Genomic DNA, 23,102 nt, shown 5'->3' on the forward strand with positions numbered 1-23,102 from the left:
TCGGCGCCGGCACGTACCGTACCGGCGGGGCGGTTTCCTGCTGCGAAGTGCTGCGATGCGCCGGGCCCGCGGGGGCGGTGCCCGTCCTCGGGAAGGACGGGGCGGACCGGCCGCGGCACTGCGCACCGCGCCCAGGATGCCAGCCCGGAGACGTCAATTCGGCACCGTGCGGACGCCGTTCCGGTGGGAAGTCTCACCCCCGGATCCCGTGATTCACCCACATGGGCGACAAGCCGACCACGCGGATTGCCTTCCGGACGAGGGGAACCAACCGGTCCGGTCCCCGTCCGCCGCTGTCCGGAACCCGTCCTTCACTGTCCGGATCCACTCACCACCGGTACGGCCGCGACCGCGGACCGGGGCGATCCGCCCGGACGAGGCGCCCGCGGCCCGGGCCAGAGGGCGCCGGCCGCCCGGCTGACGCGGTCGCCGGCCGCCGCGGCGACGAGCGCGGTCGCGCCGCGGGTCCGGGCGGACAGGCCGGGGGCGCCGGCGGCGGCGAGCGCGGTGCCCGGGGCGGTCGCCGGTCCCGCGTGCAGGGTGACGGTCCGGCCCGCGTGGTTCGTCCGCTCCCACCGCGCTGCGCCGCCCGGCGGCCGCGGGCGCAGCGCCGCGTACCCGGCCCGCGTCGCACCGGCCGCCGCGATCAGCGCCGTCGTCGGCGCCAGGGTCGGTCCGACCACCCTCGCCACCAAGCCACTCCCCTCAACCGGCCCGCCGCCGGGCTCAACTCCCCGGCCCGTGGGCCCTCTCCGTAGGTGTCCGGCCCGGCTATGCCCCCGTGCGCGCCGTCTCCAGCAGTTCCTCCGCGTGGGCGCGGGCCGTCTCGGAGTCCTCCTGGCCGGCGAGCATGCGGGACAGTTCACGGACCCGCTCCTCGCCCTCCAGGACCGTGACGCCGCTGCGGGTGACCGAGCCGTCGTTGGTCTTCTCCACCAGGAGCTGGCGGTCCGCGAAGGCCGCGACCTGCGGGAGGTGGGTGACCACCACGACCTGCGCCGACCGGGCGAGCCTCGCCAGCCGTCGGCCGACCTCGACGGCCGCCTTGCCTCCGACGCCCGCGTCGACCTCGTCGAAGAGGTAGGTGGGCACCGGGTCGGTGCCGGCGAAGACGACCTCCACGGCGAGCATCACCCGCGACAGCTCACCGCCGGACGCGCCCTTGGCGATCGGCCGGGGCGGTGCGCCCGGGTGCGGGGCGAGAAGGAGTTCGACCTCGTCGGCGCCTGTCGGCCCGTAGGCCACGGTGCGGCCGTTCACCTCGATGCCGTCGGCGTCCTCGCCGTCCCCGCTCACCTCGGTCTGGCGGATCGAGACGCTCACCCGGGCGTGCGGCATGGCGAGTTCGCCGAGCTCGGTGGTGACCGCGTCCGCGAAGCGCTTCGCGGACGCGGTTCGGACGTCGGTCAACTCCTGTGCCAGTTCGCCCAGTTCGGTGCGGAGGGCGTCGCGTTCCGCGGTCAGCTCGCCGATCCGGTCGTCGTCGCCGTCCAGTTCGGCGAGCCGGGCGGCGCTCCGCTCGGACCAGGCCAGCACCGCCGCGATGTCCTTGCCGTACTTGCCGGACTTGCCGTACTCGCCGTACTTGCGGACCAGGTGGTTCAGGACGGCGCGGCGCTCCTCGACGGCCGCCAGCCGCAGCGGGTCGGCGTCCAGGCCGTCCGCGTAACCCGCCAGTTCGCCCGCGACGTCCGCCATCAGGATGCCGATCTCGCCGAGCCGCTCGGCGAGCGCGGCCAGCGCCGGGTCGTGGCTGCGGACGGCCTCCAGCGCGCGGTGCGCCCCGGCGACCAGGGTGGTGGCGTCGACGCCCTCGGGGTCCTCGGGGTTGCCGGCCAGCGCGGCGTGCGCGGCGGACGCGGCGGAGGCCAGCGCCTCGGCGTGCCCGAGCCGCTCGGCCTCGGCGGCGAGTTCGGTGTCCTCGCCGGGCTGCGGCTCGGCGGCGGCGATCTCGTCGAGGCCGAAGCGCAGCAGGTCGGCTTCCTGGGAGCGTTCCCTGGCCCGGGTGGTCAGCTCGTCCAACTCGGCGGCGACGGCGCGCAACCGGCGGTGGGCGGCGGTGTACTTGGCGAGCGGGACGGCGACCGCGTCCCCGGCGTAGCGGTCCAGGGACGCGCGCTGGCGGGCCGGCCGCAGCAGACCCTGCTGGTCGGTCTGGCCGTGGACGGCGACCAGGTCGTCGGCCAGTTCGCCGAGCAGGCCGACCGGTACGGACCGGCCGCCCACATGCGCGCGCGAGCGGCCCTCGGCGGAGACCGTGCGACTGATCAGCAGCGCGCCGTCGTCCAGCTCCGCACCGGCTTCCTCGGCCCGTACGGCCGCGGGGGCCGTGGCGGCGAGGGTGATCCTGCCTTCCACCACCGCCGACTTGGCGCCGATCCGCACCAGGGCGGGGTCCGCGCGCCCGCCCAGCAGCAGGCCGAGGCTGGTGACGACCATGGTCTTGCCGGCGCCGGTCTCGCCGGTCACCGCCGTGAAGCCCGGGGACAGCTCGACAACGGCGTCGTCAATGACGCCCAGGGACCGGATCCGCATCTCCTCCAACACGGATACGACCTTACGAGGTCCGGGGGCCGCCCCGCGACGGCCTCCCCCTCACTCCCGTCCCGGCACCGCCCGGCCGCGACCCCCGCCCTGCGGTTCTCCACCCCGCGGACCTGCGGAAAACCCCACCAGGGAAGGGGTGAGAGCCGCATGGCGGCGGACCGCTCCCGGCCGTCACGCTGGTCCGGAGACGGAACCGGGCGGTGCGCACGGTCAGAACCGGGCGAACGGTGGAAGAGGGGGACACATGTCCAGCGGATTGGCGCGAGCCGCGCTGCGCGGTCACCGGCCCGCGTTCGCGGGGACTGCGGTGGCGACGCTGTTCGCCGCGACCGTGGTCGGGGCGTCGACGACGGTGCTCGCCGCCACCGGCGCGGACCGCTTCCCCGCGTCCGCACGGCGCGCGATGGCGGCCCACGACGTAGGGGACATGGCGGTCGCCCTGCTCCTCGGCTGGTGGTCGCGTGCGGCACCACCGAGATCGCGCCGCACGCCACCGCCGCCCACCGGACCGGGTCCGCGGGCCCGGCCGGCGCGGTCTGGCCGGACTACGTCGGCACCGGCCTGTACGCGGGCTTCGCCGCCATCGCCGCCGGCGACACCCTGGCGCTGATCACCGCCGAGCGGCGCCGCGATCCGGCGCTGCGGCGGCCGGTCGGCTCACGGCCCCGCCAGGTACGGGCGATGGCCGCCTGGGAAGCGGCCGTGGTCGCCGGCACCGCCCTCGTCCTCGGTACCGCGATCGCGCTGTGCACCCTCGCCCCGATGCTGCGGCAGGCGTTCGGCGACCCGCTGCCCTACGTCCCGGGGCCGGCGGCCGCCGCGATCGCCGGCGGCACCCTGCTGCTCGCGCTGCTCGCCACCGGCCTGCCCGTCCACCTCGGCCTGCACCGCCGCGCCACGGAGACCCTGGCCGCGGCCTGACGGCCTCCGCCCCACCCTCCTGCTGCTCCGCCCTCCCACGAGGCACATCTCATGCCCCCACACACATCCCACGACCCCCACGAGGTACCCGCCATGAGCGCCCCGGCACCGCACCGCCCGGAACCCGGCCCCCACCGCCCCCGCACCACGACCCTGTTGCACTCCGCACTGGCCGCCGTGGCCGCCCTCGCCGCGCTCACCGCCACCGGTTGCGCGCCCCCGGCCGCCGCGGCCCGCGCCGGCGCCGCCCGTGCTCCCTCCCTGGACGGCGTCTGGCGGACGGAGGGCTACGGCACCCTCGTCGCCATCAAGGGCCGCACCCTGCGGACGTACGAGACCACCGCCGTCAGCTGCCTGCCCGGTTCCGTCACCGGCACCCGGTCCGGCGCCCCCGACGCGCACGGCGCGAGCCGCTTCACGGTCCCGGACCAGGCGCCGCTGACCGTCTCCCCGGCAGGCGCCGACCGCGCCCGGCTGGCCTTCGACGACAACGTGGGCAGCCGCACCCTGCACCGCGTCGGCGCGCTGCCCGAGCGGTGCGGCCGGCGCCCGTCCCGGGACCCCCGGGCGGTCTTCGACGTCTTCTGGCAGACCTACGCGGAGAACTACCCCTTCTTCCGCGCGAAGGGGATCGACTGGGCCGCGGTCCGCGACCGCTACCGGCCGCGGATCACCGCGCACACCACCGACGCCCAACTCTTCGCGGTGCTGCGCGAGATGATCGAGCCGCTGCACGACGCGCACACCCGCGTCGTGGCCGGTCCCGGCCGGCGGTTCGCCGGCAAACGCCCCGGCACCGAGCTGCCCACCCCGGAGACCGCCGCCCGTATCGACCGGGCGATCGCCGCGAACCTCGGGGCCGGCACCGTGCAGCGGCACTGGGCCCAGGGCAAGCTCTCCTACGCCGATCTCCCGGGCCGGATCGGCTACTTCCGGATCACCCAGTTCACCGACTACACCGAGAAGGGCGACTACGCCAGCGATGTCGCCGAGCTGGACCGCGCGCTGGACGCGGTGTTCACCAGGGCCCGTACGCAGGGGCCCACCGCGCTGCGCGGCCTCGTCGTCGACCTGCGGCTCAACGGCGGCGGCGCGGACCCCCTCGGCCTGCGGATCGCCTCGCGGCTCACCGGCCACCCCTACCTCGCGTACCGCAAGCGGGCCCGCAACGACCCCCGCGACCCGGGCGCGTTCACCACTCCCGAGCCGATCCGGGTCCGCCCGCACCAGGGCCCGGTCTACACCGGCCCGGTGGCCGTCCTCACCGGCCGGCTGACGATCAGTGCCGGGGAGACCTTCACCCAGTCGCTGATGGGCCGCTCCCCCGCCCCCACCCGGATCGGCGAGAACACCCAGGGCGTCTTCTCCGACGTCCTGGAGCGCAGCCTCCCCAACGGCTGGACCTTCGGCCTGCCCAACGAGGAGTTCCTGACCGCCGAGGGGCGCACCTTCGACGGTCCGGGCATCCCCCCTGCACTCGCCACCCCCGTCTTCACCGAGGCGGAACTCGCCGCCCGGCGGGACAGCGCCCTCACCCGCGCCCGGGAACTCCTGGCACACGGGGCCCGGGTCAGCGGCCAGTAGCGGGGAGGGGCCGGTGGGCCCGGTGGGGCAGGTGCCTAGTGCGGCGCCCCCCGCCACCCCGCCACCGGGAGCGCGAACTTGGCGACCAGGCGGTCCGTGAACGACGCGTGGTGCAGTCGCGCCAGGCGTACCGGGACGGCGCCGCGGCGGACCTCGACGCGGGCGCCGGCGGGGAGTTCGACGGTCCGCCGGCCGTCGCACCACAGCACCCCGTGCGGGGTCTTGGGCTGCACCTCGACCGCGAGCACCGAACGCGGCGAGGTGACCAGCGGCTTGGCGAACAGGGCATGGGCGCTGATCGGCACCATCAGCAGTGCCTCGACCTCGGGCCAGACCACCGGTCCGCCGGCGGAGAAGGCGTACGCGGTCGAGCCGGTCGGCGTCGCGCAGACCACCCCGTCGCCACCGAAGCGAGACACCGGCCGGCCGTCGACCTCGGTGACCACCTCCAGCATCCGCTCGCGGGCGGCCTTCTCCACGGACGCCTCGTTGAGCGCCCAGTCGGTGTGGACGACGGTGCCGTTGTTGCGGACCAGGACGTCCAGCGTCATCCGCTCCTCGACCTCGTAGGCGCGGGTGACGACCCGGTCGACGACCTTGTCGAGGTCGTCGCGCTCGGCCTCGGCGAGGAAGCCGACCCGGCCGAGGTTGACGCCCAGCATCGGCACCCCGGACGTCCGGGCGAAGTCCGCGCCGCGCAGCAGCGTGCCGTCCCCGCCGAGGACGACCAGCAGTTCGCAGCCCTCGGCCGCGCACTGCTCGGACTCGACGCGCACGACCGACGGCGGCAGCGGCAGATCCGCGGCCTCCTCCGCCAGTACCCGCACCCCGATCCCGCTGCGCAGCAGTCCCTGGACGACGAGTTCGGCGCTGCGGATGGCCGCCGGGCGGCCGGTGTGCGCCAGCAGGAACACCGTCCGCCCGGCGCGGCTGATCTCCTGTGCTGCGCTGCCTTCAACTGCCTGGGTTGTGGTCAACGGGGCCCCTCCGCCACTGCACGGTCGACATCCGCCGGGTCGAGTGCAGGCGCCCCGGCGCGCAGCCACAGAAAGTACTCGACATTGCCCGACGGTCCGGGCAACGGGCTCGCGGTCACGCCAAGGACGCCCAGCCCCAGTTCGGCCGCCCGGCCCGCGACCGCGCACACCGCCTCGGCCCGCAGCCGGGCGCTGCGCACCACTCCGCCGCTGCCCAGCCGCTCCTTGCCGACCTCGAACTGCGGCTTGACCATCAGCACCAGGTCCGCGTCCGGCGCGGCGCAGCCGACCAGCGCGGGCAGTACGAGGCCCAGCGGGATGAACGAGAGGTCGCCGACGACGAGGTCGACGGGCTGCGCGTCGATCTGCTCCAGCGTCAACTCGCGTACGTTGGTACGGTCCTTCACGGTGACCCGGTCGTCGCTCTGGAGCGACCAGGCGAGCTGCCCGTAGCCGACGTCGACGGCCACGACATGGCCGGCGCCGGCCCGCAGCAGGACGTCGGTGAAGCCGCCGGTCGAGGCGCCGGCGTCCAGGGCCCGCCGGCCCTCGATCCGCAGTCCGCGCGGGACGAAGGCGGCGAACGCGCCGGCGAGCTTGTGGCCGCCGCGCGAGACGTAGTCGGGGTCGTCCTCGTCGGCGCGGACGACCAGGGCCGCGCTGGTCTCCACCTGGGTGGCCGGTTTGGTCGCCCTCGCCCCGGCGACGGTCACCCGGCCCGCGGCGATCAGCTGGCTCGCGTGTTCCCGGGAGCGGGCCAGCTTGCGGCGCACCAGCTCCGCGTCGAGTCGGCGTCGTGCCACTCCTGCCACCTGTGGTTCAGCTCCTGTTGTCGTGCGTGGTCGGGGAAGGCGCGGGCGGCCCGGGCGGCTGGTCCAGGGAGGCCAGCACATCGCGCAGCCCACGGTGCACATCCTCGTACATGTCCAGGTGGCCGCCGGTCGGGAGGTGGTCGGCATCGGCGAGGCGCCGCAGCGCGGCGTCGACCGCGGGCAGGCCGGTGGGTGTCACCGGCACCCCGAGCGGCTGCTGCCCTGCGGGGCCGGACGGCTCGCCGGCCCCCTCTGCTGACTCGGGCACGGACAGGGTCCCCGGTGCCTCCGGCTCCGGGCCGGACGTCGGCTCTTCCATGCCTCCGACGCTACCTCGACCGCCCCCGGCCTGGCGTATCGTCGGGCGCGATGGCAACCCACGACCAGTGCCGCGCCGCGCTCGACCGGCTGGCCCAGAACCTGTCCTCGGCGCAGGGCGACGTGCGCAGCGCCGCCGCGCTCGACCGTTCGCTCAGCTGCCGCATCACGGATCTCGACACGACCTTCCTCGGGCGGCTGGCCGACGGCACGATCCGGGACGTCACCAGCGTCCAGGGCCCGCCGCCGCACAAGGCCGAGATCCGGCTCACGATGGCCGGGGACGATCTCGTCGCGCTGGTGGACGGCCGGCTCAACTTCGCCGTGGCGTGGGGCACCGGCCGGGTCAAGCTGGAGGCCGGGCTGCGCGATCTGCTGCGGCTCAGGACGCTGCTGTAACGGTCGCCGGGGCGGTGGCCCGGCGCGGCCGGCGGGCGGCCGGGACGACCAGCGGGGTGCCGGTCTCCGGGTCGTCGATGATCTGGCAGCCGAGGCCGAAGACCCGCTCGACCAGGTCGGCGGTGACGATGTCGGTCGGCGCGCCCTCGGCGATCACCTCGCCGTTCTTCATGGCGATGAGGTGGGTGGCGTAGCGGGCCGCGTGGTTGAGGTCGTGCAGCACCGCGACGAGGGTGCGCCCCTGCTCCTCGTGCAGTTCGGAGCAGAGGTCCAGGACCTCGATCTGGTGCTGGATGTCCAGGTACGTCGTCGGCTCGTCGAGGAGGAACAGCGGGGTCTGCTGGGCCAGTGCCATGGCGATCCAGACGCGCTGCCGCTGGCCGCCGGAGAGTTCGTCGACGTAGCGGTCGGCGAGTTCGCCGACGCCGGTCGCCGCCATCGACTCCCGGACGATCCGCTCGTCCTCGGCCGACCACTGGCGGAGCAGGCCCTGGTGCGGGTAGCGCCCGCGGGCCACGAGGTCGGCGACGGTGATCCCGTCGGGGGCGATCGAGGACTGCGGCAGCAGCCCAAGCGTCCTGGCGACCTTCTTGGCCGGGAGCGAGGAGATCGCGGCGCCGTCGAGCAGCACCGAGCCGGCGGCCGGCTTGAGCATCCGGGAGAGCGCGCGCAGCAGGGTGGACTTGCCGCAGGCGTTCGGGCCGACGATGACGGTGAAGGAGTGGTCGGGGATGGCGACCGAGAGGTTCTCGGCGATCACCCGCTGGTCGTAGGCGAGGGTGACGTTCTCGGCCGTGAGACGGCTCACTTCGGGGCTCCTGGGAGTGGTGGGGTGTCGCTGCTGGTGTCGGTGGTCGCGGTCACGGCTGCCGGGCGCGGCGGCCGGTGCGCCCCGCCGCGGGCCGGTTCACACCCGTCCGGCCTTCCGCTCGGTGAACAGCAGCCACACGAGGTAGCCGCCGCCGAGGATTCCGGTCAGCACGCCCACCGGCAGCTGGTCGGCACCGAAGAGCCCCTGCGAGGCGACGTCCGCTGCGACCAGCAGGGCGGCGCCCATCAGGGCGGCCGGCAGCAGGTTGGGGCCGGGTGACCGGGTGAGCCGCCGGGCGAGTTGGGGCGCGGTGAGCGCCACGAAGGAGATCGGTCCGGCTGCCGCGGTGCCGGCCGCGACCAGCACCACAGCCGCCAGCAGCGCGGCGATCCGGACCCGCTCGACCCGTACGCCCAGCGCGGACGCCGCGTCGTCGCCCATCTCCAGCATCCGCAGCGGACGTCCGAAGCGGAGCACCAGGGGGACGAGGACGGCGCAGACCGCGGCCAGCGGCCAGACCTGGTCCCAGTCCCGGCCGTTGAGCGATCCGGTCATCCAGGTGGTGGCCCGGGTCGCCTCGTGGATGGTCGCCTTGGTCAGCAGGTAGAGCACGATGGCGTAGAGCATCGCGGCGGCGCCGATGCCGACGAGGACGAAGCGGTAGCCGTGGATGCCGCGCTTCCAGGCGAGCAGGAAGATGGCGAGGCCGGTGGCCACACCGCCGACGACGGAGCCGGCGGCGACGCCGTAGGGGCCGCTGTCGAAGTAGACGATGGCGACCAGCGCGCCGACCGAGGAGCCCTGGGCGAAGCCGAGCATGTCCGGGCTGCCGAGCGGGTTGCGGGAGACGGTCTGGAAGACCGCCCCGGCGACGCCGAAGGCGGCGCCGACCAGCAGCCCCACCAGCACCCGGGGCAACCGGAGTTCCTGCACGATGAACTGCTGGCCGGGGGTGCCGCCGCCGGTGAGGGTGCTCAGCACCTCGGAAGGCGTCATCGGGTAGTCGCCGGAGCCGACCAGCGCGACCGCGGCGGCCACCGCGACGGCCAGCAGCAGCAGTCCGGCGAGGACGGCGCGCACGTCGAGCCGGACCGAGAGCCCGCTCCCGGTGCGGACCGCCCGGATGCGCCGGGTGGGCCGCGCCCCGGCCGTCACCTTGGTTCGCTCGCTACGCTCACTCACAGCTGGGCCATCCTCCGACGCCGTACGAGACAGATGAAGACCGGGCCGCCGATGACGGCCGTGACGATGCCGACCTGGAGTTCGCCGGGCCGGGCCACGACCCGGCCGAGCACGTCCGCGCCCAGCAGCAGCACCGGCGAGAGCACCGCCGAGTACGGCAGGATCCAGCGCATGTCCGGTCCGGTGACGGCCCGTACGGCATGCGGCACCATCAGCCCGACGTAGACGATCGGGCCGCAGGCGGCGGTCGCCCCGCCGCACAGCAGGGTGACCGCGAGCATCGCCAGCACCCGGGTGCGGGTCAGCCGCGCGCCCAGTGCCCGCGCCTGGTCGTCGCCGAGCGCGATGGCGTTCAGCGGCCGGGCGAGCAGCAGCGTCAGGAGCGCGCCGGCCGCGAGGAACGGCGCGATCTCGGTGACCGTGGGCATGGTCGCGGCGGCCAGTGAACCGACCGTCCAGAAGCGCATCTTGTCCAGCGCCGCATTGTCCAGCAGGTTGACGGCGTTGAGGTAGCCGGTGAGGACGGCGGTGAGCGCGGTGCCGGCGAGGGCGAGCCGCACGGGGGTGGCGTTGCGGGTGCCGCCGAGGACGTAGACCGCCACCGAGACCACCGCGGCGCCGGCGAACGCGAACCACACATAGCCGGTCAGCGAGGTGACGCCGAGGAAGCTGATGCCGGAGACGACGGCGGCCGAGGCGCCGGCGTTGATGCCGAGGACCCCGGGGTCGGCGAGGGGGTTGCGGGTCAGCGCCTGCATGACCGTGCCGGCGAGGCCGAGGGCGGCGCCGGCGAGCAGGCCGAGGAGGGTGCGGGGTACCCGCACGTCGCGGACGATGACGTCGGTGTCGGAGCCGGAGTAGTGGAACACCCCGTGCCACACCTGGTCGAGGGGTATCTGTTTGGCGCCGACGGCGATGCCGAGGACGGTGATCACGGCGAGCCCGGCCACGGAGGCGAGCAGCCCGGCCGACCGTATGACGGGGCGTCGGCGAGGAGCCACGGGGGCCGGTGCCGCTGTTGCTGCGGGGGGACTGTCAACCAACACGCTAGTTAGGTTAGCCTACCCTCACAAGCACGTGATCAACCGGCCCTTCCGGTACCGCCGTACGCCCTGCCGATCCGGTTGCCCCCTTCGAGAGAGAAGTACCCACGCCATGAGAACCCCCCGAAGCGTATCCCCGTCCCGCCGCGGCATCCTGGCTGCGGGCGGCGCCGTCGGCATCGGCGCGCTGCTCGCCGCCTGCGGAGGGGGCAGGGGTTCGGGGGGCGGCAACGGCGGTGTCGAGGGCGGCCCGTGGTCCTTCACCGACGACCGGAAGCAGAAGGTCTCCCTCCCCCACACCCCGCAGCGCATCGTCGCCTTCACCGGCACCGCCGCCGCGCTGCACGACTTCGGCGCCGCCGACCGGATCGTGGGCGTCTTCGGCCCCACCAAGCTCCCGGACGGCAAGCCCGATCCGCAGGCCGGCGACCTCGACGTCGACAAGGTCGCCATCCTCGGCAACGCCTACAACCAGTTCAACGTCGAGAAGTACGCCGGCCTGAGCCCCGATCTGCTCGTCACCAACATGTACGAGCCGGGCGCCCTCTGGTTCGTCCCGGACGACAGCAAGGACAAGATCGCCAAGCTCGCCCCGAGCGTGGCCGTCACCTCCTCCCGGGTCCCGCTCGACCGGATCGTCGCGCGCTACGCGCAGCTCGCCACGGCACTCGGCGCGGACCTGAAGGCCAAGAAGGTCGCCGACGCCAAGGCCCGCTTCGAGAAGGCCGCCGAGGCGCTGCGCAAGGCCGCCAGGGCCCACCCGGTCAAGGTGCTCGCCTGCTCCGGCAGCGCCGACCTCTTCTACGCCTCCAACCCGGGCATCAACGCCGACCTCATGTACTTCAGGTCCCTCGGCGTCGACCTCATCGCCCCCGACCACCTGGACAAGGCCGGCTACTTCGAGAGCCTCAGCTGGGAGAACGCCGACAAGTACCAGGCCGACGTGCTCCTGCTGGACAACCGCACCGCCACCCTCCAGCCCAAGGACCTGGCCGCCAAGCCCGCCTGGAACAAGCTCCCCGCCGTCAAGGCCGGCCAGATCACCCCCTGGTCCAGCGAGCCGCGCTTCTCCTACGCGGGCGCCGCACCGCTCCTCGAATCGCTCACCAAGGCCATCGAGGGTGCCAGGAAGGTCAACTGACGCACCGTCACACCCGCGCACCCGCTCCACCGGCCCCCGTACGCACACCACGCCCCGTACCGTCCCGGGAGGTTCCCGTATGACCACGACCGCCGCCCCCGCCACCGCGCCGTACCGCTTCTTCGACGTCCATGTCGTCCGCGCCCGGCGGCTGAGTACGTCCATGGTCCGGATCACCTTCGGCGGCGAAAGGCTCGACGAGCTGATCTCCGGCGGCCGGGACCAGCGCTTCAAGCTGTTCCTCCCGCAGCCCCACCAGGCGGAGCCGGTCTTCGACGACACGGGCGACGGCTGGTACACCGCCTGGCGGGCCCAGGACCCGGCCGAACGGCCCGTGATGCGCTCGTACACCATCCGCGAACAGCGCCCCGCCACCGGCGAGTTCGACGTGGACTTCGCACTGCACGGCGCCGACGGCCCGGCCGCGGCGGTGGCCGGCGGCCCGGCCAGCCGGTGGGCCGCCCGCGCCCAGCCCGGCGACCGGCTGACCGTCCTCGCCCCGGCCGTCGAGGACAACGGCGGGGTCGACTTCCGGCCGCCGCCCGGCACCGACTGGATCCTGCTCACCGGCGACGAGACGGCGCTGCCCGCCATCGCCGGGATCCTGTCCTGGCTCTCCCCCGGCACCCGGGCCAGGGTCTGGATCGAGATCGGGCACGAGGACGACCGGCAGCAGCTGCCGACCTTCGCCGACGCCGACATCACCTGGCTCGTCCGGGACCCGGCCACGGCCGCGCACACCGAGCCCGTACGGGACGCGCTGCGCACCGCCGAACTGCCCGCGGGCACGCCCTACGCCTGGATCGCCGGCGAGGCCGGCACCGTCAAGGCGGTGCGCCGGCACCTCGTCGGGGAGCGCGGATTCGACCGCCGCGCCGTCAAGTTCACCGGCTACTGGCGGCGCGGCGCCACCGAGGAGGACCTGATCGCGGAGCTGACCGCCGCGGCGGCGAAGCGCACCGGGCAAGCGGCCTGAGCGGTCCGGGCCCCGCCGCATCCGGTGGGGCCCGGCGCCCGACAACCCCCCGTCACATCCCGATCTGCCCCAGCGCCTTCCCGGCGTCCGCCACGCAGCTGCCCTCGCCGGCCGCCGTCCACGCCGCCGCGCACAGCGCCCGCAGCCCGTCCAGCGGATCCCCCGCACCGTCCAGGACCAGGGTGTCCCCGGCCCCGGCGCCGGACGCACCGGCCCGCCAGCCCCCGCACCGGAAGCCGTCGCCGTCCGCCGCCACCTCCGGCTGCGGCACCAGCACACCGCGCAGATCCGCGTCCACATACGTCGGCCGGTGCCGCGGCGGCGCCGCCAGCAGCTCCGCCGGGGTCGTCACCCCGGTCAGCACCAGCAGCGAGTCGACCCCGCCGTTCCAGGCGCCCTCGATGTCGGTGTCGAGCCGGTCCCCGATCACCAACGGCCGCTCGGCTCCGGTCCGCAGCACCGTCTCCCGGTGCATCGGCGGCTGCGGCTTGCCCGCCACCTGCGGCGCACCGCCCGCGGCGATCCGCACCACCTCGACCAGCGCGCCGTTGCCCGGCGCGATACCGCGCTCCTTGGGAATCGTCAGATCGGTGTTGGACGCGAACCACGGCACCCCGCGCTGCACCGCGTAGGCGGCCTCCGCCAGCTGCCCCCAGTCCAGCCCGGGGTCGTAGCCCTGGACCACCGCCGCCGGATCGTCGTCCGCGGACGCCACCGGCTCCAGCCCGCGCTCGCGCAGCGCCACCCGCAGCCCCTCGCCCCCGATGGCCAGCACCTTGGCGCCGGACGGCACCTGCTCGGCGATCAGCCGGGCCACCGCCTGCGCCGAGGTGATCACGTCGTCCGCGTCCGTCGGCAGGCCGAATCCGGTCAGCTGGTCGGCGACCGCCTGCGGCGTCCGAGCCGCGTTGTTCGTCACATACGCCAGGTGCATCCCGCTCTCCCGCGCCGCGGTCAGCGACTCCACGGCATGCGCGACGGCCTGCCCGCCGGCGTAGACCACCCCGTCCAGGTCCAGCAGCGCCGTGTCATACGCCTCGCTCAGCGCGCGCCGGCTCCCCTCGGGCCGGCACCGCTCACCCCCGCCCGCCCAGCGGCGCTCGTCCCCGCCCGCCCTCCTGCGAGTCTGCTCCTCCATGCCCTGCTGCTCCTTGCTCCTCCGTGCCGTACGAAGGACTCCGGCGCGCCGTGTGAAGGACCGGCCCGGCTCCTGGGAGCCCGCCGTCCGCCGCCGCGCGGCTACCGATATCTTCCGGCCACTCGGGGCCGCTCCCCCGATCATCCCGCACCCGCCGAGCGGCATAGCATTCTTCAATGACCAGTACCGACGGCCTCCGCCTCCTCCCGTTCCGCGGACTGCGCTATGCCCCGGACCGGGTCAGCAGCCTCACCGCTGTCACCTCCCCGCCCTACGACGTCGTGGTCCGGCCGGACGGCGTCCGTGAGCTGGAAACCTCCGATCCGTACAACATCGTCCGGCTGATCCTCCCGCAGGCCGCGGACCCCACCACCCGCCACCGCCAGGCCGCCGACACCCTCCGCCGCTGGCGCACCGAGGGCGTCCTGACCCGCGACCCCGAGCCCGCCCTCTACGTCTACGAGCAGCGCTGCGGCGACGTCCTCCAGCGCGGGCTGATCGGCGCGCTGCGCCTGGACGGCCCGGTGCTGCCGCACGAGGACGTGATCCCCGAAGTGGTCGAGGACCGGGCCGCGCTGATGCGCGCCGCGGCCGCCAACTTCGAGCCGCTGCTGCTCTCGTACCGCGGCCGCGGCACCGCGACCGGCGCCACCGCGGTCATCGAGCGCACGGTCCGGGGCGCCCCGCTGCTCGCCACCACCACCGAGGACGGCTTCGCCCACCGCCTCTGGGCGGTCACCGACCCCGCCGACCTGTCCGCCATCGACGAGGACCTGTCCCACCAGGAGGCGCTGATCGCCGACGGCCACCACCGCTGGGCGACCTACCAGCGGCTCCACGAGCAGCAGCCCGGCGCCACCGCCGCGTCCCCCTGGGCGTCAGGTCTGGTGCTGCTCGTCGACACCGCCCGCCATCCGCTCCAGGTCCGCGCGATCCACCGCGTGCTGCCGCATCTGCCGCTCGCCAAGGCGCTCGCGGAGGTGACCGGCGCGTTCCGGGTCCGCCGGCTGCCCGGCGAACTGCCCGCTGCCCTGAAGGCGCTGGAGGAGACGGCCGGCAGCGCCTTCGTCCTCTCGGCCGGCCCGGACGACTTCCATCTCCTCGACCGGCCCGACCCCGGGCTGCTCGACCGGGCGATCCGCACCGACCGGCCCGAGGCGTGGCGGCGGCTGGATGCGACCGTGCTGCACTCCGTCCTGCTCGACGAGATCTGGCGGATTCCCGACCACCCCTCGGACATCAGCTATCTGCACCGCACCGCGGACGCCGTCGAGCAGGCCGCCCGGCACGGCGGCACGGCCGTCCTGATGCGCGCCACGTCCGAGGAGACGGTCCGTCAACTCGCCCAGTGCGGCGTGACGATGCCACGGAAGTCGACGTCCTTCGGCCCCAAGCCGGCCACCGGCCTGGTGCTGCGCACGCTGAACGACGATACGGACTGACACGAACCGAACGACCCTGGTCACACCGCCCAGGACACCCCATACCCACCCGACGATCTAGTTAGGTTAGGCTTACCTCACTACGTCGTCGGGTGGGTCTCCCTGCCCCCGTGCACACCTCCGCCCTGCACGGGACGTGGCCAACTCCGCACCAGGGAGGGCACTTCATGAGCCTCCTCGCGCACCCCGCCGAGGACCCGGCCGACAGCCGGACGTATCTGCTCAACAACGGCACCGCCGACCACTACCGCACCGCGGTCACCGACGGCGTCGCACGGATCAGCGGCCGGATCGCCGCCACCGACCGCCCGTTCACCGGCATCTCCGTCGACGGCCTCACCCCCGCGGTCGACGCCGTCGACCTCGACACACCCCTGCACGACCCGGCCGCCGCCCTCGACGAACTCGAAGAGGTCTACCTCCGCGACGCCGTCTACTTCCACCACCCGCGCTACCTCGCGCACCTCAACTGCCCCGTGGTGATCCCCGCCCTCGTCGGCGAGGCGGTGCTCTCCGCTGTCAACTCCTCCCTGGACACCTGGGACCAGAGCGCCGGCGGCACCCTCATCGAACGCCGGCTGATCGACTGGACGGCCCGCCGCATCGGCTTCGGCGAAGCCGCCGACGGCATCTTCACCAGTGGCGGCAGCCAGTCCAACCTCCAAGCGATGCTGCTGGCCCGGGACGAGACCTGCCGCCGCGAACTGGCCCGCGCCACCACCCCGGACGGCACCCGGCTCACCGACCTCCTCCCCCGGCTGCGCATCCTCGCCTCGGCCGCCGGCCACTTCAGCATCAGCAAATCCGCCACCCTGCTGGGCCTCGGCGCGGAAGCCGTCATCGCCGTACCGACCGACGAGCACCGGCGGATGCACACCACCGCCCTCGCCGCCGAACTGGAGCGCTGCCGCCGCGACGGCCTGATACCCATGGCGGTCGTCGCCACCGCCGGCACCACCGACTTCGGCTCCATCGACCCGCTCCCCGAGATCGCCGAACTGGCCGCCCGCCACGGCGCCTGGATGCACGTCGACGCCGCCTACGGCTGCGGACTGCTGGTCTCCCGCCGCCGCGAGCTGCTCACCGGCATCGAACGCGCCGACTCGGTCACCGTCGACTACCACAAGTCCTTCTTCCAGCCGGTCAGTTCCAGCGCCGTCCTGGTCCGCGACCGCGCCACCCTCCGGCACGTCACCTACCACGCGGACTACCTCAACCCGCGCCGGATGGCCGAGCGGCGCATCCCCAACCAGGTCGACAAGTCGCTCCAGACCACCCGCCGGTTCGACGCCCTCAAGCTCTGGCTCACCCTGCGCATCATGGGCGCCGACGCCGTCGGCGAACTCTTCGACGAGGTCATCGACCGGGCCGCGGACGCCTGGAAGCTGCTGCACGACGACCCGCGCTTCGACGTCGTCGTCGAACCGCAGCTGAGCACGCTCGTCTTCCGCTACGTCCCCGCCGACGACCAGGACCCCGAACTGAGCGACCGGGTCAATCTGCACGCCCGGGATGCCCTCTTCGCCTCCGGCGACGCGATCGTCGCCGGCACCAAGGTCGACGGCCGGCACCACCTCAAGTTCACCCTGCTCAACCCCGAGACCACGCTCGACGACATCGCCACCGTCCTCGACCTGATCGCCGAGCACGCCGGCCGCTACCTCGCCGCCCGGCCCCAACCGGCCCTCAGCGCCCGCTGACCCTGCCCCCTCCCGACCGACCACCCCTCACGGAGACCCTCGTGACCGCCCCTCACGATGCCCCTTACGATTTCGTCGGCATCGGCCTCGGCCCCTTCAACCTCGGCCTCGCCTGCCTGACCGACCCGATCGACGGACTCGACGGCCTGTTCCTGGACGACAAGCCGGCCTTCGACTGGCACCCCGGCATGATGCTCGACAGCAGCCACCTCCAGGTGCCCTTCATGGCCGACCTGGTCACCCTCGCCGACCCCACCTCGCCCTTCTCCTTCCTCAACTACCTGAAGGAATCGGGCCGGATGTACTCCTTCTACATCCGCGAGAACTTCTATCCGCTGCGCGCCGAGTTCAACGACTACTGCCGCTGGGCCGCCGGCAAGCTCGACACCATCCGCTTCGCCCACGAGGTCACCACCGTCGAGTACGACGAGACCGCCGAGCTCTACGTCGTCCACGCCGACCACCAGGGTGAACGCCGCACCTTCCGCGCCCGCAAGCTCGTCCTGGGCACCGGCACCCCGCCGCACCTCCCCGACGCCTGCCGCGACCTGGGCGGCGACCTGCTGCACAACACCGACTACCTGGACGCCAAGCCCGCCCTCCAGGCCAAGAAGAGCATCACCCTCATCGGCAGCGGCCAGAGCGCCGCCGAGATCTACCACGACCTCCTCCAGGACATCGACAGCCACGGCTACCACCTGACCTGGGCCACCCGCTCCCCCCGCTTCTTCCCCCTCGAATACACCAAGCTCACCCTGGAGATGACCTCACCGGAGTACGTGGACTACTTCCACGCCCTCCCCCCGGCCACCCGCGACCACCTCAACGCCACCCAGAAGCACCTCTACAAGGGCATCGACTCCGCCCTCGTCAACGACATCTTCGACCTCCTCTACCAGAAGAACCTGGCCGGCCCGGTCCCCACCCGCCTGCTCACCAACACCGCGCTGGACACCGCGCGTTACGACGCCGCCACCGGCACCTACACCCTCGGCCTGCGCCAGGAGGAGCAGGGCCAGGACTTCACCCTCGACACCGAGGGTCTGATCCTCGCCACCGGCTACCGCTACCGCGTACCGGACTTCCTCACCCCCGTCCGCGACCGCATCTCCTGGGACGCCCAGGGCCGCTACGACGTCGCCCGCAACTACAGCATCGACACCACCGGCCACGGCATCTACGTGCAGAACGCCGAACTGCACACCCACGGCTTCGTCACCCCCGACCTCGGCATGGCCGCCTACCGCAACTCCTGCATCATCCGCGAACTGCTCGGCCGCGAGTACTACCCGGTCGAAAAGGCCATCGCCTTCCAGGAGTTCGCCGCCCCCGCGACCCCGCACCACCCCACGGAGATCCCCGCATGAACGAGCGCAGCGAGCCCGCCTTCACCCGCACCGACCCCGCGCTCGGGGAGTTCTCCGTCCGCCCCGTCGACCCGGCCGCCGACACCCCGCTGCTGCACCGCTGGGTCACCGACCCCAAGGCCGTCTTCTGGCTGATGCAGGACTGCGATCCGGCCGCCGTCGAGAAGGAGTTCCGGCGGATAGCCGCCGACCCCCACCACGACGCCTTCCTCGGCCTGCACAACGGCACCCCCGCCTTCCTCATGGAGCGCTACGACCCCGCCCACCGGGAACTGGTCGGCATCCACGCCGCCCAACCCGGCGACGTCGGGATGCACTTCCTGACCGCCCCCACCGACACCCCCGTCCACGGCTTCACCCTCGCGGTCCTCACCACCGTCATGGAGATGCTCTTCGCCGCCCCGGACACCCGGCGCGTCGTCGTCGAACCCGACACCCGCAACACCGCCGTACACGCCCTCAACAAGGCCGTCGGCTTCGAGGTCGTCCGCACCCTCTCCCTCCCCTCCAAAGACGCCTACCTCAGCGTCTGCACCCGCGACCAGTTCCTGGCCACCCGAGGAGCCTGCTAATGCCCACCACCCCGCAGACCACCGCCACCACCCACGGCACCCCGCAGCCCCCCGCCCAGGACGCCGTCGCCCACCTCACCCCCGCCCTCTGGGCCCGCGCCAACCGCGCCCTGATCCGCAAGGCCCTCGCCGAGTTCACCCACGAACGGCTGCTCACCCCCCAGCACCTGCCACAGGACGGCCACTACGCCGTACCCAGCGACGACGGCCACACCGAATACCGCTTCACGGCCCGCAGACAGGCCCTCGACCACTGGCAGATCGACCCCGGCAGCATCACCCGCCACCGCACCGGCACGGACGCCGAACTCCCCCTGGACGCCCTGGACTTCATCACCGAACTGCACGGCTCCCTGGGGCTGTCCCCCACCGTCCTCCCGGTCTACCTGGAAGAGATCAGCTCCACCCTCTCCGGCACCGCCTACAAGCTCGCCGGCGACGCCCCCACCGCCGCCGAACTCGCCGCGTCCGGCTTCCAGGCCGTCGAGACCGGGATGACCGAGGGCCACCCCTGCTTCGTCGCCAACAACGGCCGCCTCGGCTTCGGCATCCACGAGTACCACTCCTACGCCCCCGAGGCCGCCGCTCCCCTCCAGCTCATCTGGCTCGCCGCCCACCGCGACCACACCACCTTCACCGCCGGCGCCGGCCTCGACTACGAGACCCTGCTCCGCGACGAACTGCCCGAGCCCACCCGCAACCGCTTCGCGGCCACCCTCACCGGCCTCGGCCTCGACCCCGACGACTACTACCTCTTCCCCACCCACCCCTGGCAGTGGTGGAACAAACTCTCCGTCACCTTCGCCGCCGAGGTCGCCACCCGGCGCCTGGTCTGCCTGGGCCCCGGCGACGACCAGTACCTGGCCCAGCAGTCCATCCGCACCTTCTTCAACACCACCAGCCCCGAAAAGCACTACGTCAAGACCGCCCTCTCGGTCCTCAACATGGGCTTCATGCGCGGCCTGTCCGCCTCCTACATGGAGGCCACCCCCGCCATCAACGACTGGCTGGCCCGCCTGATCGACGCCGACGACACCTTCAAGGCCGCCCGCTTCTCGATCATCCGCGAGCGCGCCGCCATCGGCTACCACCACCGCCAGTACGAGGCCGCCACCGACAAGGGCTCCGCCTACCGCAAGATGCTCGCCGCCCTCTGGCGCGAAAGCCCCGTCGCCACCCTCGAACCGCACCAGCGGCTGGCCACCATGGCGTCGCTCCTCCACCTGGACCGCGACGGCGACTCCTTCGCCGCCGCCCTCATCGAGGAGTCCGGCCTCGCCCCCGCCACCTGGCTCCGCCGCTACCTCGACGGCTACCTCACCCCCGTCCTGCACGCCTTCTACGCCTACGACCTGGTCTTCATGCCGCACGGCGAGAACGCCATCCTCGTCATCGAGGACGGCGCGGTGGCCCGCGTGATCTTCAAGGACATCGCCGAGGAGATCGCCGTGATGTCCGCCGACGCGGTCCTGCCGCCCGCCGTCGCCCGCATCCGCGCCGACGTCCCCGAGGACAAGAAGCTCCTCTCCGTCTTCACCGACGTCTTCGACTGCTTCTTCCGCTTCCTGTCCGGCACCCTCGCCGACCACGGCGTCCTCGACGAGGACACCTTCTGGCGCACCGTCGCCGAGTGCATCACCGACTACCGCTCGGCACACCCCCACCTCGCCGACAGGTTCGCCCAGTACGACATCTTCACCCCCGAGTTCGCCCTGTCCTGCCTCAACCGCCTCCAACTGCGCGACAACCAGCAGATGGTCGACCTCCAGGACCCCGCCGGCGCCCTCCAGCTCATCGGCACCCTCCGCAACCCCATCGCCCCCTACGCCCCCTGACACCACCCCCACCCCAACGCAGAAGGGCGGGACCCTCACGGGTCCCGCCCTTCTCCTCATCCTTCACCAGGATCTAGCCGTCGATCAGCCCTTCCCGGGCTCCTCAGGAGAGCCGGGCTCCCCCTCCTCCTCGGACTCCTCCAGCACGTCCGTGAACTGCACCCCGTCCAGCTCCGCGAGCCGGTCCGAGGCATCCGTCGTGCCGGCCTGATCGGCCTCCAGCGCCCTGGCGAACCAGTCCCGCGCCTCGTCCGCACGCCCGACCTCCAGCAGCGCGTCCGCATACGCGTACCGCAGCCGGGCCGTCCACGGGTGCACGGCGCTCGACGCCAGCTCGGGGCTCTGCAGCGTCACCACCGCGGCGTCCGCCTGCCCCATGTCCCGGCGCGCACCGGCCGCGACCAGCCGCATCTCCACCTGCCCGGCCCGGTCCAGCTTCTGCACCTCCGGCTCACCGGCCATCGCCAGCGCCTTCTCCGGCCGCCCGAGCCCGCGCTCGCAGTCCGCCATGACGGGCCACAGCTCCACGCTGCCGGTCATCCGCCGCGCCGCCCGGAACTCCGCCAGCGCCTCGCTGTACTTCCCGACCGCGTACGCCGCGAAGCCGGCGGCCTCACGCACCGCGGCGACCCGGGACGCCAGCCGCAGCGCCACCCGCGAGTACCCGTACGCCTTCTCCGGGTCCTCGTCCAGCAGCTTCGCGACCATCACCAGGTTCCTGGCGACATCCCCGGCCAGCGTCTTCGGCAGGCTCAGCAGCTCCTGCCGCACATCCTTGTCGATCTCCTCACCGGTGACGTCGTCCGGAATCGGCAGCCGCTTGATCGGCTCCCGGTCCCGCCGCTCGTCCCGACGGTCGTCCCGACGGTCGTCCCGGCGCCCGTCCCGCCCGCGCCCGCCCCCATAAGGCCGACGCCCGGAACGCTCGTCGTCCCGCCGGAACCCACCCCGGTACCCACCACGGTCATCATCCCGACGCGGCCCACGGTCGTCCCGCCGAAACCCACCGCGCTCGTCGTCCCGACGCGGCGCACGGTCATCCCTACGGAACCCACCACGCTCATCGTCCCGACGCGGCCCACGGTCATCCCTACGGAACCCACCACGCTCATCATCACGCCGCGGCCCACGGTCATCACGCCGGAAACCACCACGCTCATCGTCCCGACGCGGCCCACGATCGTCCCTACGGAACCCACCACGCTCATCATCACGCCGCGGCCCACGGTCATCACGCCGGAAACCACCACGCTCACCGCCCCGCACGTCATCACGCCGCGGCGCCCGGTCGTCCCTACGGAACCCACCGCGCTCATCATCGCGACGCGGCCCACGATCGTCCCGACGGAACGCGCCCCGCTCGCCACGGTCACCGCGGTCGTCCCGCCGGAACCCACCACGGTCATCATCGCGACGCGGCCCACGGTCATCCCTACGGAACCCACCACGCTCATCATCACGCCGCGGCCCACGATCGTCCCTACGGAACCCACCACGCTCATCATCACGCCGCGGCCCACGGTCATCCCGCCGGAAACCGCCCCGCTCACCGCCCCGCTCACCGCCGAACGACCGCTCGTCGCGCTGGAATCCACCACGCTCGTCATCACGCCGCGGCGCCCGGTCGTCCCTACGGAACCCACCGCGCTCATCATCGCGACGCGGCCCACGATCGTCCCTACGGAACGCGCCCCGCTCGCCACGGTCACCGCGGTCGTCCCGCCGGAACCCACCGCGCTCACCGCCCCGCACGTCATCCCGACGCGGACCCCGGTCATCCCGGCGGAACCCACCACGCTCGCGGTCCCCGCCGCGGTAACCGCCGGACTCTCCACCGCGGTTGTCCCGGCTGTCCCGGTTATCCCGGCTGTCGCGGCTGTCGCGCCGCGGGCCGCGGTCATCACGCCGGAAACCACCACGGTCACCGTCGTCACGCCTCGGCCGGCGCTCCGAACGATCGTCGGAAGAGTTGGTGGACATCGACGTGACTCCTGTCTTCGGCACTACATTCATTCTCACGCACCGACCACTTCGGCGCGCTTCGGCAAAGCAAAAGGACCCTTGGTCCCAGCGTGAACGCTGGGACCAAGGGTCCTTGAAAGATTGTTCGGCGGCGTCCTACTCTCCCACAGGGTCCCCCCTGCAGTACCATCGGCGCTGAAAGGCTTAGCTTCCGGGTTCGAAATGTAACCGGGCGTTTCCCTAACGCAATAACCACCGAAACACTATGAAGTTGAACTCCAGCCGGAACAAGGCGAGTTCGTTACTTCAGAACCTACACAGTGGACGCGAGCAACTGAGGACAAGCCCTCGGCCTATTAGTACCAGTCAACTCCA

Annotated in this window: 21 protein-coding genes, 1 rRNA gene and 1 pseudogene; 10 read left to right on the forward strand and 13 right to left on the reverse strand. The window is 73.1% G+C overall.

The features are described 5' to 3' along the window. Window positions 1-311 precede the first annotated feature (311 nt). From ACO1BR_RS14560 to ACO1BR_RS14570, 3 genes are all read right to left on the reverse strand, one after another. Entirely contained in the window at window positions 312-692 is a 381-nt protein-coding gene (locus ACO1BR_RS14560) for a hypothetical protein (protein ID WP_426795473.1), read from the reverse strand. Between the two features lie 79 nt (window positions 693-771). Then, a complete protein-coding gene (gene recN, locus ACO1BR_RS14565) occupies window positions 772-2,535 on the reverse strand; it encodes a DNA repair protein RecN (RefSeq protein ID WP_426795506.1) in 1,764 nt (587 codons plus the stop codon). Between the two features lie 291 nt (window positions 2,536-2,826). After that, the gene (locus ACO1BR_RS14570) at window positions 2,827-2,976 is read right to left on the reverse strand and encodes a hypothetical protein (RefSeq protein WP_426795474.1); all 150 of its coding nucleotides are present in this window, start codon (window positions 2,974-2,976) and stop codon (window positions 2,827-2,829) included. 24 nt (window positions 2,977-3,000) lie between these two features. Here ACO1BR_RS14570 and ACO1BR_RS14575 point away from each other — a divergent pair, with 24 nt between their 5' ends. Further along, window positions 3,001-3,468 carry an FtsX-like permease family protein gene (locus tag ACO1BR_RS14575; RefSeq protein WP_426795475.1) on the forward strand — a complete coding sequence of 156 codons (468 nt, stop codon included), beginning with the start codon at window positions 3,001-3,003 and terminating at the stop codon, window positions 3,466-3,468. A gap of 93 nt (window positions 3,469-3,561) precedes the next feature. After that, the gene (locus ACO1BR_RS14580; RefSeq protein WP_426795476.1) at window positions 3,562-5,052 is read left to right on the forward strand and encodes a S41 family peptidase; all 1,491 of its coding nucleotides are present in this window, start codon (window positions 3,562-3,564) and stop codon (window positions 5,050-5,052) included. A 35-nt stretch (window positions 5,053-5,087) separates the two neighbouring features. Here the strand turns inward: ACO1BR_RS14580 and ACO1BR_RS14585 are convergent, their stop codons facing one another. Genes ACO1BR_RS14585 through ACO1BR_RS14595 form a run of 3 tightly spaced genes read right to left on the reverse strand, consistent with a single transcriptional unit; the run spans window position 5,088 to window position 7,160 of the window. Further along, entirely contained in the window at window positions 5,088-6,029 is a 942-nt protein-coding gene (locus ACO1BR_RS14585; protein ID WP_426795477.1) for an NAD kinase, read from the reverse strand. Continuing rightward, a complete protein-coding gene (locus tag ACO1BR_RS14590) occupies window positions 6,026-6,841 on the reverse strand; it encodes a TlyA family RNA methyltransferase (RefSeq protein ID WP_426795478.1) in 816 nt (271 codons plus the stop codon). Before ACO1BR_RS14590 ends, ACO1BR_RS14585 begins: the two co-directional genes overlap by 4 nt. A gap of 7 nt (window positions 6,842-6,848) precedes the next feature. Continuing rightward, on the reverse strand, window positions 6,849-7,160 hold the full coding sequence (locus ACO1BR_RS14595) for a hypothetical protein (RefSeq protein ID WP_426795479.1): 312 nt from the start codon (window positions 7,158-7,160) through the stop codon (window positions 6,849-6,851). A 50-nt stretch (window positions 7,161-7,210) separates the two neighbouring features. Here ACO1BR_RS14595 and ACO1BR_RS14600 point away from each other — a divergent pair, with 50 nt between their 5' ends. Next, window positions 7,211-7,558 (forward strand): sterol-binding protein, encoded by a 348-nt coding sequence (locus ACO1BR_RS14600; protein WP_426795480.1) that lies wholly within the window; start codon window positions 7,211-7,213, stop codon window positions 7,556-7,558. Here ACO1BR_RS14600 and ACO1BR_RS14605 read toward each other — a convergent pair. The 3 genes from ACO1BR_RS14605 to ACO1BR_RS14615 all read right to left on the reverse strand — a co-directional run bounded on the left by ACO1BR_RS14605 (window position 7,542) and on the right by ACO1BR_RS14615 (window position 10,552). Further along, window positions 7,542-8,366 (reverse strand): ABC transporter ATP-binding protein, encoded by an 825-nt coding sequence (locus tag ACO1BR_RS14605; protein WP_426795481.1) that lies wholly within the window; start codon window positions 8,364-8,366, stop codon window positions 7,542-7,544. The genes ACO1BR_RS14600 and ACO1BR_RS14605 overlap by 17 nt on opposite strands. A 99-nt stretch (window positions 8,367-8,465) precedes the next feature. Further along, window positions 8,466-9,551 (reverse strand): FecCD family ABC transporter permease, encoded by a 1,086-nt coding sequence (locus ACO1BR_RS14610; RefSeq protein ID WP_426795482.1) that lies wholly within the window; start codon window positions 9,549-9,551, stop codon window positions 8,466-8,468. Next, window positions 9,548-10,552 (reverse strand): FecCD family ABC transporter permease, encoded by a 1,005-nt coding sequence (locus ACO1BR_RS14615; RefSeq protein WP_426795483.1) that lies wholly within the window; start codon window positions 10,550-10,552, stop codon window positions 9,548-9,550. Before ACO1BR_RS14615 ends, ACO1BR_RS14610 begins: the two co-directional genes overlap by 4 nt. A 154-nt stretch (window positions 10,553-10,706) precedes the next feature. Here ACO1BR_RS14615 and ACO1BR_RS14620 point away from each other — a divergent pair, with 154 nt between their 5' ends. Further along, window positions 10,707-11,735, forward strand: a complete 1,029-nt coding sequence (locus tag ACO1BR_RS14620) for an ABC transporter substrate-binding protein (protein ID WP_426795484.1) — start codon at window positions 10,707-10,709, stop codon at window positions 11,733-11,735. Between the two features lie 79 nt (window positions 11,736-11,814). Continuing rightward, window positions 11,815-12,711 (forward strand): siderophore-interacting protein, encoded by an 897-nt coding sequence (locus ACO1BR_RS14625; protein ID WP_426795485.1) that lies wholly within the window; start codon window positions 11,815-11,817, stop codon window positions 12,709-12,711. 52 nt (window positions 12,712-12,763) lie between these two features. Here ACO1BR_RS14625 and ACO1BR_RS14630 read toward each other — a convergent pair whose 3' ends face one another. Continuing rightward, window positions 12,764-13,849, reverse strand: coding sequence for an HAD-IIA family hydrolase (locus ACO1BR_RS14630; protein ID WP_426795486.1), 1,086 nt, complete (start codon window positions 13,847-13,849; stop codon window positions 12,764-12,766). Window positions 13,850-14,025: 176 nt separating this feature from the next. Here ACO1BR_RS14630 and ACO1BR_RS14635 point away from each other — a divergent pair, with 176 nt between their 5' ends. The 5 genes from ACO1BR_RS14635 to ACO1BR_RS14655 all read left to right on the forward strand — a co-directional run bounded on the left by ACO1BR_RS14635 (window position 14,026) and on the right by ACO1BR_RS14655 (window position 20,765). Continuing rightward, window positions 14,026-15,291: a DUF1015 family protein gene (locus tag ACO1BR_RS14635; RefSeq protein WP_426795487.1), complete on the forward strand. Its 1,266-nt coding sequence runs from the start codon at window positions 14,026-14,028 to the stop codon at window positions 15,289-15,291. 167 nt (window positions 15,292-15,458) lie between these two features. Continuing rightward, on the forward strand, window positions 15,459-16,991 hold the full coding sequence (locus ACO1BR_RS14640) for a pyridoxal phosphate-dependent decarboxylase family protein (RefSeq protein WP_426795488.1): 1,533 nt from the start codon (window positions 15,459-15,461) through the stop codon (window positions 16,989-16,991). 41 nt (window positions 16,992-17,032) lie between these two features. Next, the gene (locus ACO1BR_RS14645; protein WP_426795489.1) at window positions 17,033-18,358 is read left to right on the forward strand and encodes a lysine N(6)-hydroxylase/L-ornithine N(5)-oxygenase family protein; all 1,326 of its coding nucleotides are present in this window, start codon (window positions 17,033-17,035) and stop codon (window positions 18,356-18,358) included. Further along, window positions 18,355-18,930 (forward strand): GNAT family N-acetyltransferase, encoded by a 576-nt coding sequence (locus tag ACO1BR_RS14650; RefSeq protein ID WP_426795490.1) that lies wholly within the window; start codon window positions 18,355-18,357, stop codon window positions 18,928-18,930. The genes ACO1BR_RS14645 and ACO1BR_RS14650 overlap by 4 nt, the downstream gene beginning before the upstream one ends. Beyond that, window positions 18,930-20,765, forward strand: coding sequence for an IucA/IucC family protein (locus ACO1BR_RS14655; protein WP_426795491.1), 1,836 nt, complete (start codon window positions 18,930-18,932; stop codon window positions 20,763-20,765). The genes ACO1BR_RS14650 and ACO1BR_RS14655 overlap by 1 nt, the downstream gene beginning before the upstream one ends. A gap of 84 nt (window positions 20,766-20,849) precedes the next feature. On the opposite strand, the gene ACO1BR_RS14660 is transcribed toward ACO1BR_RS14655, so the two are convergent. The 3 genes and pseudogenes from ACO1BR_RS14660 to rrf all read right to left on the reverse strand — a co-directional run bounded on the left by ACO1BR_RS14660 (window position 20,850) and on the right by rrf (window position 22,987). Further along, window positions 20,850-21,581 carry a tetratricopeptide repeat protein gene (locus ACO1BR_RS14660; RefSeq protein WP_201305163.1) on the reverse strand — a complete coding sequence of 244 codons (732 nt, stop codon included), beginning with the start codon at window positions 21,579-21,581 and terminating at the stop codon, window positions 20,850-20,852. Window positions 21,582-21,707: 126 nt separating this feature from the next. Then, a pseudogene (locus ACO1BR_RS14665) lies at window positions 21,708-22,325 on the reverse strand (hypothetical protein); the annotation flags it as partial. A 545-nt stretch (window positions 22,326-22,870) separates the two neighbouring features. Continuing rightward, window positions 22,871-22,987 (reverse strand): 5S ribosomal RNA (gene rrf, locus ACO1BR_RS14670). Window positions 22,988-23,102 lie beyond the last annotated feature (115 nt).

Origin of the sequence: Streptomyces sp. YGL11-2, from assembly GCF_050054615.1 — a bacterium.
Classification (GTDB): Bacteria; Actinomycetota; Actinomycetes; order Streptomycetales; family Streptomycetaceae; genus Streptomyces.